Source organism: Pimelobacter simplex, assembly GCF_900114845.1.
Taxonomy (GTDB): Bacteria; Actinomycetota; Actinomycetes; order Propionibacteriales; family Nocardioidaceae; genus Nocardioides; species Nocardioides simplex.
Genome location: NZ_FOUK01000005.1, coordinates 32583 through 46994 on the forward strand (window position 1 = coordinate 32583; position 14412 = coordinate 46994).

The window sequence follows — 14412 nt, forward strand, 5'->3', positions numbered from 1 at the left end:
CGTGCCCGACCTCGCCGACCGCGTCGCGGCGCTCCAGACCTGGGCGTATCCCCTCGTCTTCGCGCAGCGGATGCGGCTCAACCTCACGCAGCCGCTCGACCCGCAGGGACGGCGGCCGGCGACGTCCGCCGGTGCCCCGGCGGGGGTGCTCGGCCACCAGCGAGCCCTGGCCGATCCGAGCCTCGCAGTGGGCGTGGCCCCGAACGTCGACACGCTCTACTCGCTGGCGTGGCTGGACCTCGACGAAGGGGCGTACGCGCTGACGCTGCCGGACCCGGGCGACCGCTACCTCAGCCTCCAGGTGGGCTGCGCCGACACGAGCAGTCCCCTCGTGGTGAGCGGGCGGACGCACGGCCGGGAGCTGCCGGAGGTCCGGCTCCGGCGCGGCCCGCGGTCGGTGTCCGAGGACGGCGGCGTGCTGCGGCTGAGCACGCCGGAGCGGTGGGTCATGGTGGTCGGCCGCACCGGCGTCGACCCGCACGATGCCACCGACGTCGCCGCCGCCCACGCCCTGCAGGACGCGATCACACTGGTCACCCCCGGCGCCGTGGGCGGGGCACCTCGCGACATCGATCGCCGGCTCGCACGGCTGATGCGCCAGGACGAGATCCTGGACCCCGCGACGTTTCTGGTCTCGCTCGCCGCCGTCGTCGCCGACCTCGGCCCCGGGCAGGTGCCGGACGAGGTGGCGCGGACCATCGACGAGCTCGGCCCGGCGGCCGACGAGCCGACCCTCGACGCTGTCGCGGCCGGGCTGCGCGCGGGCTACGACGCCGTCCGCAGCCGGGTGCGGCACCTCGGGCGCACGATGCACGGCTGGTCGGTCAACGACCGCGGTGCGGACTTCGGCGACGACCTCCTCCTGCGGGCCGCGGTCGCCCATGCGCAGATCTACGTGAACCCCGCGGCCGAGGCGCTCTACCCCGTGTGCGAGACCGACGCCGACGGGAACCCCCTCGAGGGGAGCGCCGGCCCGTACCTGCTGGAGTTCCCACCCGGCGGGCTGCCTCCGGCCCGGGCCTTCTGGTCGCTCACGATGTACCACGGAGAGGGGCTGCTGGTGGAGAACCCGATCCGGCGCTACGCGATCGGTGACCGCACCCCGGGTCTGACCCGGGACCCCGACGGCGCACTGCGCATCCACCTGTCGGTGACCGAGCCCGGCGCGGGTCACGGCAACTGGCTGCCGGCCCCCGAGGGCAGGTTCCGGCTGATGCTGCGGCTCTACTGGCCCGAGGACGCCGCACGCTGGTCGCCGCCGCCCGTGGTCCGGGTGGTGGCGGCATGAGCTACGTCGCGCTCGACCTCACCGGGGTCGACCAGCGCCAGGTCTCGTCCCGGCCCGACCTGGTGCCCGCCGACCCGGACGCGCGACGCGAGCTCGCCCGGGTCGTCGCCTTCGACGCCGTGGTCTACGGTCTGCCGGCGGCGTACCAGTACGCGCAGATGTGCCGCCAGGACAGGGATTCCGGACAGGAGCCGGGGCAGCTCGTCCACGAGCGCCACCTGGCCCGGTCGGGCTTCGCGGCGTTCCGGGTGCCGAACGTCGACACGCTCTACTCGAACGCCTGGCTCGACCTGCGGGGCGGACCGGTGGTCGTGGACCTGCCCGACTTCGGCGACCGCTACTTCACGCTCAACCTCCTCGACGCCTTCGGCAACGCGAGCAACATCAGCCGGCGGACCGTCGGTGACGCACGGCAGGTCTGGCTGGTGCCGCCGACAGGGACGTGGGAGGTGCCCGCGACCGCGGCCGGCCTGCGGGTGGGCTCCGAGCTGATGTGGGTCCTGATGCGGGTCCAGGTGCGCGGTCAGGGCGACGAGGCCGAGGTGCACCGGCTCCAGGATGCCGTGGTCCTCCGCCGCCCGGACGCCCCTGGCGGCGTGGCAGGCAGGGTGGGGCCCGAGCGGGCCGTCGTACCGATCGATCCGGACGACCTGGCGACCGACTGGGTCGCCTTCTTCCAGGCGCTCGACGGTGCCCTGCGGCTGGCCGGCATCCCCGCCGAGGACGTCGTCCTGGTCCGGCGGTTCGCGCTGCTGGGGCTGACCGGGGCCGAGGACTTCGCGCCCGAGCGGCTCGGCCCCGAGGTGCGCGCCGGAGCGGCGGCCGGGTTCGCCGACGCGATCCGGCTGCTCGACGCGTGCCGCCCGCAGCTGGGCGAGCCGGTGGCGAGCGGCTGGACGAAGGTCTGCGACAAGGGCGCCCACGGTGCCAACCACCTCAACCGCGCGGTGATGAACCACGTCGGCCTCGCCGCGAACGTGGTCGAGGAGAACACCTCCTACAACACCTACGCCGACGGGGACGGCCGGCCGCTGGACGGTGCGACCACCCGCTACGAGGTCCGGCTGGAGACGCCGCCGCCGGCCGGCGCGTTCTGGAGCGTGACCCTGTACGACGGGGAGGGCTTGCTCGTCGACAACCCGATCGACCGGTACGCCGTCGGCAGTGCGCTGCCGGGGCTCGTCGTCGACCCGGACGGCTCGGTCACCATCGCGATCGGAGCCGACGACGAGCGCGGCGACCCCAACTGGCTGCCCTGCCCGCGCGGCCGATTCTTCCTGGTCCTGCGCATCTACCAGCCGGGGCCGGAGGCGCTGAGCGGCGCGTGGCTCCCGGGCCCGGTCTGTCCGGTCGCACCCGTCAGCTCGTAGCGATCGCCGTCAGGGCGCAGGCGGCGATCACGAGCGCGAGCTGGGTCAGCGCGGCCAACCGGAGACCGCGTGCCTCCCGCAGATGCGGGGCCGTCGTCACGACGACACCGAGCACGGACGCGACGAGCAGCACGGCGCTAGCGAGCCCCGGGATCCGCACCACGTGGGCGAGGGCGAGTGCCGCGGCGGCCATGCTGAGCGCCGTCCTGGTGCCGGCGAGGCGGGTCCGCTCGGCCTGCAGACCGGGGTCGCTCACGGGAGCAGGACGAGCGCCGCGGCCGCACCCGCGACGACCAGCAGTGCCACGCAGGCCACGGCACCGGCGCCGAAGCCGGGGAGCGGGTCGCCCCTCCGGATCGCCCGCTCGTTGGCGCTCCAGCGCAGCCAGGCCAGCACGGTGCCGGCCGCGCCCAGCGAGACGAGGGTCCCGGCCACGACCTGGACCACCGCCCGCGAGTGGCCGGTGGCGAGGGCGTCGAGCGCGACCGCGCCCGCCACGAGGGCCAGCGACGTGCGGAGCCAGGCGAGGAAGGTCCGCTCGTTGGCCAGGGTGAAGCGGTAGTCCGGCTCCGTGCCGGTGCCGTAGACGTGGGCCGGCCACCGCGTCCGGGGCGGCGGCTCAGCGGTCATCGGCGTCCTCGGCGTCCTCGTCCGGGACGACGACCAGCCGGCCGCGGACGCGGCCCTCGCGCAGCCTGTCGATGCCCTCGGGGACGTCGGCGAACCGCAGCCGCTCCACGACCGGCACCAGCACCCCCTTCTCCAGCAGGGCGTAGCACGCCGCGACGTCCTCGCGGGTGCCGCCGGTGGTCCCGAGGATGCGCGCCTTCTGGTGGATGACGTCGGCGGTGGTCAGCGTGGTGTGCTCGGCGCCGAGGCCGACCATGACGACCGTGCCGCCCACCTTGATCGCGTGCACCGCTGCCTCGGTCGTCGTCCCGAAGCCAGCGAAGTCGACGACCGCGTCGAGTCCGAGGCCGCGCAGGGCGTCGGCGTCGGGGTAGGTCCCGGCCATCCCCCAGCCCTCGGCCAGGGCGAGCGCGCCGGCGTCGGTGTCGGCCGCGTGGACCTCGGCGTCGAGGTGGACCGCGAGCTGGGCGCCGAGCTGGCCGAGCCCGCCGAGGCCGATGACGCCGACGCGCATCCCGGGCGCGACGCCGGCGACCGTCGCGACCGCGTGGTACGACGTCATGCCGGCGTCGGTCCCGACGGCGGCCCTCTCGTCGGAGAGACCGTCGGGCACTGCCACCAGGTCGCTCGCCGGTGCGAGGTGGTGGCTCGCGTAGCCCCCGTCGCGGCTGTAGCCGGGCACGGTCCGGCCCAGCGGATGGACGCCGACCCGCTGCCCGGGCCGCCAGTCGCGGACGTCGGCTCCCACGGCGAGGATCTCGCCGGCGATCTCGTGCCCGAGGGTGATCGGGTTGCGGGTGATGCTCGCGGCCCATGACGGCTCGTCGAGCTCGCCCACGTCGGAGTGGCACATGCCCGCGGCGCGCACGCGCAGGAGCACCTCGTCGGCGCCCGGCGTCGGCACGGGAACGTCGTGCTGCGTGAGGGGCCGACCGGTCCCGGTCCACTGCCAGGCCTGCATCAGGGGCGGAGGGTTCATAAACTGAATTTAGTTCAGTATGGTGGCCGGTGTCCACCACCCCGGACCCGAGGAGATCGGCATGGAGAGCCACGCCCTGCACGTGATCGCGTACCCCGAGGGCGAGGTCGGCGCGGAGCACTTCGCCGTCGTACCGGTCGAGCTGCCCGATCCCGACCGGCTCGCGGATGGCGAGGTGCTCGTCCGCAACACCTGGACCTCCGTCGACCCCGGGATGCGGCTGCGCCTGCGCGCCGCCGCACCCGAGGGCTACTTCACCTCGTTCCCGCTGCACCAGCCGCTCGACGGCGTCCTCTCGGTCGGCGAGGTGCTCGCCTCGCGCGCCCCGGGCTTCGCGCCCGGCGACACCGTCTGGCACTCCCTCGGCTGGCGCGAGCACGCCGTCGTCCGTGCGGAGGACGTCGCCATGAACGGTGTCGGCACCCTGCGCCGGCTCGACGTCCGGGACCGGGAGCCGCAGTGGTTCCTCGGCGCCCTCGGCCCGATGGGCCTCACCGCCTACAGCGGCCTCGCCGTGGTCGACGGCCTCGACGGCGGCGGCGTCGTCTGGGTGTCGGCCGGCGCCGGCGCGGTCGGCTCCCTTGCCGCCCAGATCGCCCGCAACGTCGGCCACCGTGTCATCGCGACCGCCGGCTCCCCGGCCAAGGTCGACTGGCTGCGGGACGAGGCGGGCGTCGACGCCTTCAGCTACCGCCACGAGTCCCTGCGCGACGGCCTACGCCGCCTCGCGCCCGACGGCATCGACATCTACTTCGACAACGTCGGCGGCGACCACCTCGAGGCGGCCCTCGAAGCCTTGCGGATGCACGGCCGGATCGCCCTGTGCGGCACCGTCTCCGACTACGAGTCGGAGCCCCGCGGCCCCCGCAACATCTTCCTCACCACCGCCAAGCACCTGACCCTCGCGGGCTTCCGCGGCAGCCTGCACCTCGACCTGCTCGACGAGATGCAGCAGCGCGTCGGCGCCTGGCTGCGCGACGGCGCCCTCGTCTACCGCGAGACGGTCTACGACGGGCTCGCGAGCGCACCGCGGGCGATGGCCGACATGCTCGCCGGCCGCACGACCGGCAAGACGCTGGTGCGGCTCGCCTGAGCGCGCCCGCCGTCCGCTGGCGACTAGGGTGCCGTCATGGATGCCGGGGCCGACTCCCACGCCGAGGCGCTGCGCGACTTCACGCGGTTCTCGACCGGCTCCGCGGTGTGGCTCGCCCTGGTGGGTGTCAGCGGGCTCGGCTACGCGGCCACGCTCGGCACGAGCGACCGGCAGCAGGTGCGGCTGGTCGGTCTCGTGGTCGGTGCGGGTCTGGTGCTCGTGGCGCTGAGGTACCTGGCCGGGCTCGTCCTGGCGTGGCGGCGGGACCTGCGGTCGGTGTCGCTGGTCGCCGGTGACCGCCCCGAGTGCGCGAGCGGCGGGCCGGCGATGTTCTACGAGGGCTATGTCTCGTGGCGGCTCGTCCTGGTCGGGCTGGTCGTCGCGGTGCTCGGCGTCGTGGTGGTGCCCTCCGCCGCCGACGGCGCCGCGTGGGGCTGGGCCACCCCGGTCGGGCTGGGCCTGGTGGCCGTCAGCCTCGTGGCGTTCGTGCGGTGGCGCGGCAACGAGTACGTCGGCGTCCACGCCGAGGAGCTCCGGATGCTCCGCGGGGGCCGGCTCAGCGTGGCGCCGTGGTCCCGGGTGCTGTCCTTCGAGAACGGGCAGGTCGGGATCGAGGGCATGCCGGACCGGGCGGGGGTCGACGGCGAGGTCGAGACGCGCATCCGCGAGCGGGCCGTCGCGGCGGGGCTCGCCACCTTCGACGCGCGGCTGCGGGCCGGGGAGTCGGTCGACCTGGGGGCGGTGACGCTCGAGCGGTCGGTACTGGTGCTCGAGGGCGAGCCGATCAGGTGGGACGAGATCGACTCGGTGGGCTACGAGCACGACGGCGAGAACAACTGGACCCACGTGGTGGTGCGGGGCCGGCACCGCCGGCAGCGCGCGAAGGTGATGGAGTCCGGGATCGCCAACCTCCCCGTGCTCCAGGAGGCGCTGCGCACCTACACGGGTCTGCGGTTCGCCGACCCTCGCTGAGCGTCAGCCGCCCGCGACGTCGAGCACCCGCTGCAGCCCCACCAGGTCGGCCTCACCGCCGACCTCGTCCCCGCCGAGCACGACGGCCAGCAGAAGGCGCGCCTTCTGCGGCGTCAGCCCCCGGGCGCACAGCACGGGCAGCGCCGTCCCCGCCACCCGCCCGTACGGCGTCCGCTGGGCCTGGCACACGACGACCCCCGCTGCGGCGGCGTCGTCGAGGGCGCGGCGCTCGGCGGTGGTGGGGAAGCCGGCGCCGGTGCCCGCGGAGACGATCCCGCGGACGCCGCGGTCGGCGGCCGAGCGGATCGCGGCACCGTCGGAGCCGACGTAGGAGGTGACGATCTCGACCGGGGCGAGGGTGGCCGGCAGGGGAAGGTCGCGCAGCGGGCCGGGCAGCGGGTACCGCTGCCACCGCGGGACGCCGGCGTGGACCTCGCCGAGGGGGGTGGCGCTGGCGCGGAAGGAGTCGACGCGGGAGCTGTGGCTCTTCATCGCCTCGGCCGGGTGCAGGATCGCGCCGTCGGAGACGACGACCACGTGGTGGTCGCGGAGGCCGGGGGAGCGGGCGACGGTGAGGGCGTCGACGAGGTTGGGGAGGGCGTCGCTGCCGATCGCGGTCGGCGGACGCATCGAGGCGGTCAGCGCGACCGGGACGCGGGCGCCGAGCAGCCAGATCAGGAAGGCGACCTCCTCGAGCCCGTTGGAGCCGAGCGAGACGACGGCGCCGGCGGTCGTGGCGGGGTCGAGCTCGCGCAGGCGCGCGACCAGGGCGAGCAGGGCGTCGGGGGAGAGGTCGTGGCTGGGGCGGGCGTCGACGGCCTCGACGGTGACCGGGGCGACGAGGGAGCGAACCGGGGCGAGCACCTCGTCAGGGGTGAGGGACTGGCCGGTCTGCCAGTAGCGGTCGGTGTCGAGCGGGTCGTGGCCGCGGGACTGGAGGGTGCCGCCGAGGCTCAGCCAGTGCACCGGGAGCAGGTCGTCGGGGCTGCTCACCCCGCGGCTCCGTCGTCGAGGAAGGTGGCGACGGCGGCGGCGAAGAGGTCGGGGCGGTGGTCGACGGAGGCGACGCCGGTGCCGGGTAGCACGGCGGCGGTGGCGCCGGGGACGGCGGCGCAGAGCTGGGGGACGTCGGGCAGCGAGTAGCTGTCGTCCTCGCCGCACAGGACGAGGGTCCGGCTCCGCACGAGGCGGATCCGCTCCTCCATCCGGTAGGCGTTGACCGCCCGGTGGCCCTCCTCGACGCGGTCGACGACGCGCAGGCCGTCGGCGACGAGGCGGGCCAGCAGGTCGGGCCGGTCGTCCGGGTAGAAGGCGCGGCGCTTGTTCCAGAGCTCGGTGAGGTGGCTGCCGTCGGGCGCGGGCGTGACGTGGTCGATCGGCGGGGCACCGGCGACGCGGGCGCGGCGTGCCGCGTCGACATAGGGGACGCCGGACAGGACGAGGTTCTCGATCGCCAGGCCGCGGCGGGCGGCGACCTCGATCGCGACGACGCCGCCGGTGTGGTGGCCGACCAGGCTGACGCCGGTGAGCCCGAGGGTGTCGATGAGGTCCTCGACGGCGTCCGCGAACAGCTCGATGCGGAAGGGCTCGGGCGTGCGGGCCGAGGCGCCGAAGCCGAGGGTGTCGAGGGCGATGGCGCGCCGGCGCGCGCCGAGGAGGGGGAGGACGTCGCGGTACTCGTCCCACGAGCGGGGCGTCTGGTGCAGCAGCAGCACGGGCGCACCCGCGCCGCTCTCGGCGTAGTGGAGCTGGCCGAACCGCGAGTCGGCGTAGCCCTTCGTGATCGTCAGGGTCGCGGTCGCGGTCGTGGACCTCGGCTCAGTGGACATGCGCTCAGAACTCCTCGTTCAGCAGCCGGCCGTAGCCGGGACCCGGTGCCGGGAGGTCGAGCAGGTGCAGGACCTTCCACAGCAGCGCCTGGTTGCTGGCCACCACGGGGATGCCCAGCGCGTCCTCGATCGCCGCGATGCTGGTCGCCACCTGGGCTCCCGCGCAGCTGACCAGGACGGCGTCCGCGCCGGCCGCGCCGACCTCGCGGGCGATCCGGCGCCACTCCTCGGGCGGCAGGCTGCCCTGTGCCACCGGGGTCGCGCACTCCGGGCCGCCGCGGGCGACGACCTCGTGGCCGGCGGCGGCCAGGTGGGCGACCTCGGCGTCCTCGACCTCGCGCGGGTAGGGGTCGAGGAGGACGACGCGGCGCGCGTCGAGGTGCGCCAGCGCCTCGAGGACGGCTTCGATCGTGGTGACGCTGGGGATGCCGGTGGCGGCGGTGATCCGCGCGTTGACCGTCGCGGGGCCCAGCAGCATGCTCGCCGCCGTGCAGTTGAACGCGATCAGGTCGACCTCGGCGTCGGCGAGCAGGCCGGCGTGGAGCTCCAGGCCCTCGGCGAGAGCGAGGTCGTCGGCCAGGCCGGTCCGCCGGAACGGCATCCGGGTGGTGAGGAACTGGACGCCCGCGGGCGCCATCAGCTGCACCTCGTAGTCGCACAGGCCGCCGGAGGGGTACAGGTGGCCGATCCGCGCGGTGGTGCCGAAGCCGATGCTCACGCCGCCCCCCTTCACTAGTTTCGTACAGTGTACGGGATGATGTACGAAACGAGCAACGGGTCAGGAGCGCTGGGTCTCCCGCTCGAGCGCGCGGGTGAGCACCTCGACGAGGAGGTCGACGCCCCAGTCGAACTGGTCCTCGGTGGGCAGCAGGACGAGCTGGGGTGCCAGGGCCACGACAAGCGGGAACTCGGTGGCGGGCAGGCCGGCCCAGTAGTGCTGCTGCTGGCGGCGCAGCTCGGCGCCGTCCTCACCGCTGGCCGCGCCCCACTGGCGGGGCGCCTGGTAGGCGGCGAAGCCCAGCGCGAACTGGATGAGCAGGCCGTAGCAGCGCACGGCGGTCTCGGGCGGGATGCCGGTGTTGACGAAGCGCTGGAGGATGTCCTCCATCGCGGCCTTGAGCGACGCGTGGGAGCGGGTGACCCGGGACGAGAGGAGCCACGAGACGCTGGGGTGCTCGGTCATCAGCTTGACGAAGGCCTGGGCCACGGCCCGCAGGGCCTGCTCGGGCGTCTCGTCCTCGACCGGCGGCAGCTCGATCCCGCTCATCACGTGGTCGGCCATCGCGTCGAGGATCTCGTCCTTGCTGCGGAAGTAGCCGTAGAGCGTCATCGTGCCGGTGCCGAGCTTGGTGGCCAGGCTGCGCACGGTCACGGCGTCGAGACCGGCGCTGGAGTCGGAGACCTCGAGCGCCGCGGCCACGATCGCCTCACGGCTGATCTTGCCGCGGCTCGCGCTGCGCCGCCCCTTGGCTCCGCCCTTGGCTGTCGTGGTCACGTTCCCATGTCTCCTCTGCTGGCGGCCGCACGGCACCCGCGCCGGTGCCGTCGTACACAGTACGACACGGAGCACCGGCGCGGGCCCGCCTTGGCGGAGTGCCGGGTCAGAGGTGCGCGCCCCAGTGCAGCTGCTTGGTCTCGACCCGGACGTAGAGCCAGTTGATGAGGTTGCCGAGCACGCCGAGGATGACGAGCGCCGAGAACATCCCGGCGATGTCGAAGAGCGACTGGGCCTGGGTGAGGTAGAAGCCGATGCCGTTCTTGCCGCCCACGAGCTCGGAGACGACCATCATGATCAGCGCGATCGGCAGGCCGACGCGGAGCCCGGCCGAGATCATCGGGACGGCGGAGGGCAGGATCACCCGGCGGATCACCTGGAGCCGGCTGAGGCCGAACATCTCGGCGACGTCGATCCGCTCCTGGCGGCAGCTGCGCGCGCCGGTGGCGGTGTTGACCAGCACGGGGAACAGCACGCCGAAGGCGATGATCGAGATCCGCATGCCGTCGCCGAGCCCGAAGAGCAGGATCGCGACCGGCATCACCGCGACCGCCGGCAGCGCCCGCAGGAACTCCAGGGTCGGGCCGGTGTACTGCGCGACGCGGCGCGACGAGCCGATCGCCAGGCCGACGGCGATGCCGAGCCCGCTCCCGACCAGGTAGCCGATCGCGAACCGCTTGAGGCTGGGCAGCAGGTCCTGGGTGGTGTGCTCCCACATCCAGTCCTCGCGCAGCGCCTTGGCGACCTCGCTGGCGGGCGGCAGGTAGATGCTGGTGGTGTGCCGGCCGGCGTACTCCCAGACGGCGAGCACCAGCAGCGGGGCCACCCAGGGCAGCAGGCGAGTCGTGAGCACCGATCGCATCACCGGTCACCGCCCTCTCGGATGTCGGAGTTCCAGAAGATGATGCGGCGCTCCAGCCCGGCCACCGCCAGCGCGACCACGTAGCCGATGACGCCGACCACGAAGATGCCGGCGTACATGTCCTCGGTGCGGATCGCCACCTGCATGCGGACGATGTAGTAGCCCAGCCCGCCGCTGCGGGTGAGGATCTCGACGGTGATCACGAGGATCAGGGCGATCGCCGAGCTGACCCGGATGCCGGCGGCGATGTTGACCGCCGCGCTCGGGATCTGCACGCGGAAGAAGACCTGGCGGCGGTTGAGCCCGAAGATCCGGGCCGACTCGATCGCGACCGGGTTGACCGCGCGCACGCCGTAGTAGGTGTTGAACAGGATCGGCCAGAACGACGCGAACACGATCATGGCGACGGTCGTGGTGGTGCCGACGCCGAGGAGCAGGATCGAGAAGGGGATCAGCGCCACCGACGGCAGCGGCCGGAGGAACTCGATGAGGATCCGGAAGGTCTGGTATGCCAGCTCGGAGGCGCCCAGCGCGGCGCCGAGGACGACGCCCGCCACGGCCGCGATGGCGAGTCCCTGCAGGTAGGCGCCCAGGGTGATGCCGATGCCGCTCATCAGGTCGCCGCGCTGCAGCTCCGAGAGCAGGGCGCTGCCGATCTCCGAGGGCCGCGGGACGTAGACCGAGGTCACGACCGTCGCGGTCAGCAGCTCGAGGAGCAGCACCAGCCCGATCGCGAAGACCAGGCCGCGCAGGTTGACGGCGGAGCGCCACCGCCGGCTCGGTCGTCTGCGGCGGTCGGTCGGCGCCGGTCGGTCGGCGCCGGGTGCGTCGACCCGCTCCGCGGTGGTGGCACTCATCGTTCTTCCCCTCCGGCCATCGGCCAGCTCCTGTCGTTCAGGACCGGTGCCGGCGGCGACCCGCACGGGCCGCCACCGGCCGCCGCATCACTTGACGTCGGCGATGATGTCGTCGGCCTTGATCGGCCGGGGGAGCACCTTGAAGTGCTCCATGATGTCGACGACGGGCTGGACCAGCTCGGGCGTCACGTCGTCGCCGAACTGCAGCAGCTGCAGGCCCTCGAGGGTCTTGTCCGCCAGGTCGGTGTAGTCCTGGAGGATCTGCTTGCGGGCCGCCTCGTTGGCCGGGTCGTTCGCCCACGCGTTGGTGTCGCGCAGCGCGTCCTGGAACTTCCTCACCACGTCGGGCTGCTTCTCGGCGAGCGAGCTCTGGCCGAACCAGATGGTGTTGTAGAAGTCCTTGCGGTCGTTGACGGCGTCGTACGGCGCCACGATCGCGTGGCCCAGGTTGTCGCCCTCGATCTGGTAGTTGAACGGCGCGGTCACCGTGGCGGCGTCGACCTGGCCGCTCTCGAAGGCCTGGCCGACCTGGGTGAAGTCGAGGGTGACGACGTCGATCGACTTCACGTCGACGCCGGCGTCCTCGAGGGTGGCCAGCGTGGAGAGGTGCGGCATGGTGTTGAGGGCGTTGACCGCGATGGTCTTGCCCTTGAGGTCGGCAGGCGACTTGATGCCGCTGCCCTCGGGGACCATGATCCACACGCCGGGGTTGTCGGCGGTGTAGACGGCGCCACCGGCGACGATCGTGAAGTCGACGCCGGCCGACTTCGCCGACGCGATCGACGTCGGCGAGGTGAGGGCGAACTGGGCGTCGCCGGACTCGACGGCGGCCGCGAGCTCCGGGACGTTGGCGACGATCTTCACCTTGACGTCGAGGCCGTGGTCCTCGAAGAAGCCCTCCTTCTCGGCGATGAACGCCTGTGAGCCCGAGTCCGAGCCCACGGTGGCGATGGTGACGCTCGCCGTGCCGTCCGCATTGGTCTTCACCTCGGAGCCGCCCGAGTCTCCTCCGCAGGCACTCAGGACGGTGGAGGCCGCGATGGCGAGTGCGACCAGTCCGCCCATCATCTTGTGGTTGCGCATGGTGTGACCTGCTTTCCTGTTCTTCAAGGACTTCTCAGTGGGTGGTCCGGGAGTCACCGGCGCCGCGGCGCTGGTCGGTGAGTCCCATGACGTCGTGGATGTGCGCGCGGATCCGGAGGAACTCCGGGTGGCTGCGCGTCTCGATCTGGTTGCGCGGCTTCGGCAGGTCGATGACCAGCTCCTCGGCGACCCAGCACGGCGGCTTGCTCAGCACGACGATGCGGTCGGCCAGGTAGATGGCCTCGTCGATGTCGTGGGTGACCATCAGCATGGTGTTGCCGGCGTCCTGCATCCGGTCGCGGACGTCGAGGAGGGTGTCCTCGAGGCCCTCCTTGGTGAGCGCGTCGACCGAGGCGAACGGCTCGTCGAGCAGCAGGATCTGCGGCTGGAAGGCGAGTGCCCGGGCGATCGAGACGCGCTGCTGCATGCCGCCGGAGAGGGCGCCGGGGTGGTAGGACTCGAAGCCGGTGAGCCCGACGTTGTCGAGCGCACGCGCCACGCGCTCCGCCTTCTCGGCCTTGGAGAGGGACTTGTCGCGGGCCAGGGGGAAGCGCACGTTGCGCTCGACCGTCAGCCACGGGTAGAGCGAGCGGGTGTAGTCCTGGAAGACCAGGGCCATCTCCGGCGGGGGCTTGGTGATCGTGCGCCCGTGCAGGCTCACCGTGCCGGAGGTCGGCTTGAGGATGCCGGACATCATCCGCAGCAGCGTCGACTTGCCGCAGCCGGACGGGCCGATGATGGCGACGAACTCGCCCTCGCGAACCTGGAAGGTGAGGCCGTCGCAGACCAGGGGCCGGTCCGGCGCGTACCTCTTGCGGAGCTCGCTGACGTCGAGGATCGTGCGCGCGGGAACGCGGTCCTCGACCTGCGTGGGCTCGAGCGAAGTCGTCATCTGTCCTGTCCCTTCGGGTCGCGTCCGCGTCGTGGTCGCGGAGGTCGCCGCATGTGACGGCGAGCACTTGCGTACGCCGTACGGTACAGTTCCAGGCGACGGAATGGGAGCCCGTCCGGGAAACTTTTCCTGGACGAAACATTTCCGGTGGCCGGTAGGACCCACGGCCCCGCGCGGCGGCGCCACGGTCAGCCCGAGTGGTCGCAGAGAAGGGAACTTCCGTGGAGCGGAAGGAAGGGCGCGACCAGCCGAACATGCTGGACAAGTGCCTGCGCATCCTGCGGGCCTTCGACGGCGGGGACCAGCAGCTCCGGCTCTCGGACCTGGCCCGGCGGACCGCGCTGCCGCTGTCGACCGTGCACCGCCTGGTCGGCGGCCTGGTCGAGCACCGGCTGCTGGCGCAGGACGACGGCGGGTACCAGCTGGGCATCGGGCTGTTCGAGCTCAGCGGCCTGGTCCCGGTGGAGCAGGAGCTGCGCGTCGCCGCGCGCCCGTTCCTCCAGGACCTCTTCATGGCCACCCACGAGACGGTCCACCTGGGGGTCCGCGAGGGCGCCGACGTCGTGTACGTCGAGAAGATCCACGGGCACTCCGACCTCGGCCTGCCCTCGCGGGTGGGCGGCCGGCTGCCGCTGGGCTGCACCGGGATCGGCAAGGCGCTGCTCGCCTTCAGCAGCAACGAGGTGCGCACGGAGTACCTCGAGCGGCCGCTGCGCGCGATCACGCCGCACTCGATCGTCGACCCGGCGCGGCTGGAGCGGGAGCTCGCCGAGATCCGCGCGACCGGCCTGGCCTTCGAGCGCGAGGAGGCCACCGTCGGCCGCGAGTGCGTCGCGGCACCGGTGCTGGTGCAGGGCGTCGCCGTCGCGGCGATGTCGATCTCGGTGCCGGTCTCGGCCTACCGGATGCCGCAGCTCGCCGCGGCCGTGAAGACGTCGGCGCTGGGCCTGGCCCGGCAGCTGCGCACCGGTCGCGAGCACCGCCGTCCGCCGGGCGGGGAGATGTTCGGCTGAGTTTGTCCACGCTGTCCGGTACAACGTACGGAAACGCGCGGTAGAGTCG

Annotated in this window: 16 protein-coding genes; 5 read left to right on the forward strand and 11 right to left on the reverse strand. The window is 73.2% G+C overall.

Translation table 11 applies throughout. The annotated features are described in order from the left end of the window. The first annotated feature begins 1 nt into the window (after window position 1). Together BM223_RS20315 and BM223_RS20320 are read left to right on the forward strand one after the other, a co-directional pair. Complete coding sequence (locus BM223_RS20315; protein WP_141267183.1) at window positions 2-1288, forward strand: DUF1254 domain-containing protein; 1287 nt, start codon at window positions 2-4, stop codon at window positions 1286-1288. Continuing rightward, window positions 1285-2658, forward strand: a complete 1374-nt coding sequence (locus tag BM223_RS20320) for a DUF1254 domain-containing protein (RefSeq protein WP_052138137.1) — start codon at window positions 1285-1287, stop codon at window positions 2656-2658. Before BM223_RS20315 ends, BM223_RS20320 begins: the two co-directional genes overlap by 4 nt. Here BM223_RS20320 and BM223_RS20325 read toward each other — a convergent pair. From BM223_RS20325 to BM223_RS20335, 3 genes are read right to left on the reverse strand one after another with little or no spacing between them, the layout of a single operon-like run. Next, window positions 2648-2914 (reverse strand): DUF202 domain-containing protein, encoded by a 267-nt coding sequence (locus BM223_RS20325; RefSeq protein WP_038676327.1) that lies wholly within the window; start codon window positions 2912-2914, stop codon window positions 2648-2650. The genes BM223_RS20320 and BM223_RS20325 overlap by 11 nt on opposite strands. Beyond that, window positions 2911-3288: a YidH family protein gene (locus tag BM223_RS20330; protein ID WP_038676328.1), complete on the reverse strand. Its 378-nt coding sequence runs from the start codon at window positions 3286-3288 to the stop codon at window positions 2911-2913. Before BM223_RS20330 ends, BM223_RS20325 begins: the two co-directional genes overlap by 4 nt. Beyond that, window positions 3278-4267: a zinc-binding dehydrogenase gene (locus BM223_RS20335; protein ID WP_052138138.1), complete on the reverse strand. Its 990-nt coding sequence runs from the start codon at window positions 4265-4267 to the stop codon at window positions 3278-3280. The genes BM223_RS20330 and BM223_RS20335 overlap by 11 nt, the downstream gene beginning before the upstream one ends. Before the next feature lie 61 nt (window positions 4268-4328). Between BM223_RS20335 and BM223_RS20340 the strand changes: the two genes are divergently transcribed. After that, on the forward strand, window positions 4329-5360 hold the full coding sequence (locus BM223_RS20340) for an NADP-dependent oxidoreductase (protein ID WP_038683217.1): 1032 nt from the start codon (window positions 4329-4331) through the stop codon (window positions 5358-5360). A 36-nt stretch (window positions 5361-5396) separates the two neighbouring features. Next, window positions 5397-6332 carry a hypothetical protein gene (locus BM223_RS20345; protein ID WP_038676330.1) on the forward strand — a complete coding sequence of 312 codons (936 nt, stop codon included), beginning with the start codon at window positions 5397-5399 and terminating at the stop codon, window positions 6330-6332. Window positions 6333-6335: 3 nt separating this feature from the next. Here BM223_RS20345 and BM223_RS20350 read toward each other — a convergent pair whose 3' ends face one another. The 8 genes from BM223_RS20350 to BM223_RS20385 form a co-directional block, all read right to left on the reverse strand. Beyond that, the gene (locus BM223_RS20350) at window positions 6336-7325 is read right to left on the reverse strand and encodes an asparaginase (RefSeq protein WP_052138139.1); all 990 of its coding nucleotides are present in this window, start codon (window positions 7323-7325) and stop codon (window positions 6336-6338) included. Then, on the reverse strand, window positions 7322-8161 hold the full coding sequence (locus BM223_RS20355) for an alpha/beta fold hydrolase (protein ID WP_052138140.1): 840 nt from the start codon (window positions 8159-8161) through the stop codon (window positions 7322-7324). Before BM223_RS20355 ends, BM223_RS20350 begins: the two co-directional genes overlap by 4 nt. 4 nt (window positions 8162-8165) lie before the next feature. Beyond that, window positions 8166-8879 (reverse strand): maleate cis-trans isomerase family protein, encoded by a 714-nt coding sequence (locus tag BM223_RS20360; RefSeq protein ID WP_038683222.1) that lies wholly within the window; start codon window positions 8877-8879, stop codon window positions 8166-8168. 60 nt (window positions 8880-8939) lie between these two features. Then, the gene (locus BM223_RS20365; protein WP_052138141.1) at window positions 8940-9656 is read right to left on the reverse strand and encodes a TetR/AcrR family transcriptional regulator; all 717 of its coding nucleotides are present in this window, start codon (window positions 9654-9656) and stop codon (window positions 8940-8942) included. 106 nt (window positions 9657-9762) lie between these two features. After that, window positions 9763-10509, reverse strand: coding sequence for an ABC transporter permease (locus tag BM223_RS20370; RefSeq protein WP_158510160.1), 747 nt, complete (start codon window positions 10507-10509; stop codon window positions 9763-9765). A gap of 8 nt (window positions 10510-10517) precedes the next feature. After that, the gene (locus tag BM223_RS20375) at window positions 10518-11375 is read right to left on the reverse strand and encodes an ABC transporter permease (RefSeq protein ID WP_052138142.1); all 858 of its coding nucleotides are present in this window, start codon (window positions 11373-11375) and stop codon (window positions 10518-10520) included. An 87-nt stretch (window positions 11376-11462) separates the two neighbouring features. After that, window positions 11463-12458: an ABC transporter substrate-binding protein gene (locus BM223_RS20380; RefSeq protein WP_038676334.1), complete on the reverse strand. Its 996-nt coding sequence runs from the start codon at window positions 12456-12458 to the stop codon at window positions 11463-11465. Between the two features lie 34 nt (window positions 12459-12492). After that, a complete protein-coding gene (locus BM223_RS20385) occupies window positions 12493-13350 on the reverse strand; it encodes an ABC transporter ATP-binding protein (protein WP_052138143.1) in 858 nt (285 codons plus the stop codon). Between the two features lie 221 nt (window positions 13351-13571). Between BM223_RS20385 and BM223_RS20390 the strand changes: the two genes are divergently transcribed. Next, window positions 13572-14363, forward strand: coding sequence for an IclR family transcriptional regulator (locus tag BM223_RS20390; protein ID WP_200887055.1), 792 nt, complete (start codon window positions 13572-13574; stop codon window positions 14361-14363). Window positions 14364-14412: the final 49 nt, after the last annotated feature.

Bases quoted from the DNA above. Each gene is read 5' to 3' on its own strand.
- BM223_RS20335 (WP_052138138.1), bottom strand. From the start codon at position 4,267: ATGAACCCTCCGCCCCTGATGCAGGCCTGGCAGTGGACCGGGACCGGT.
- BM223_RS20385 (WP_052138143.1), bottom strand. From the start codon at position 13,350: ATGACGACTTCGCTCGAGCCCACGCAGGTCGAGGACCGCGTTCCCGCG.
- BM223_RS20340 (WP_038683217.1), top strand. From the start codon at position 4,329: ATGGAGAGCCACGCCCTGCACGTGATCGCGTACCCCGAGGGCGAGGTC.
- BM223_RS20345 (WP_038676330.1), top strand. From the start codon at position 5,397: ATGGATGCCGGGGCCGACTCCCACGCCGAGGCGCTGCGCGACTTCACG.
- BM223_RS20375 (WP_052138142.1), bottom strand. From the start codon at position 11,375: ATGAGTGCCACCACCGCGGAGCGGGTCGACGCACCCGGCGCCGACCGA.
- BM223_RS20380 (WP_038676334.1), bottom strand. From the start codon at position 12,458: ATGCGCAACCACAAGATGATGGGCGGACTGGTCGCACTCGCCATCGCG.
- BM223_RS20320 (WP_052138137.1), top strand. From the start codon at position 1,285: ATGAGCTACGTCGCGCTCGACCTCACCGGGGTCGACCAGCGCCAGGTC.
- BM223_RS20355 (WP_052138140.1), bottom strand. From the start codon at position 8,161: ATGTCCACTGAGCCGAGGTCCACGACCGCGACCGCGACCCTGACGATC.
- BM223_RS20330 (WP_038676328.1), bottom strand. From the start codon at position 3,288: ATGACCGCTGAGCCGCCGCCCCGGACGCGGTGGCCGGCCCACGTCTAC.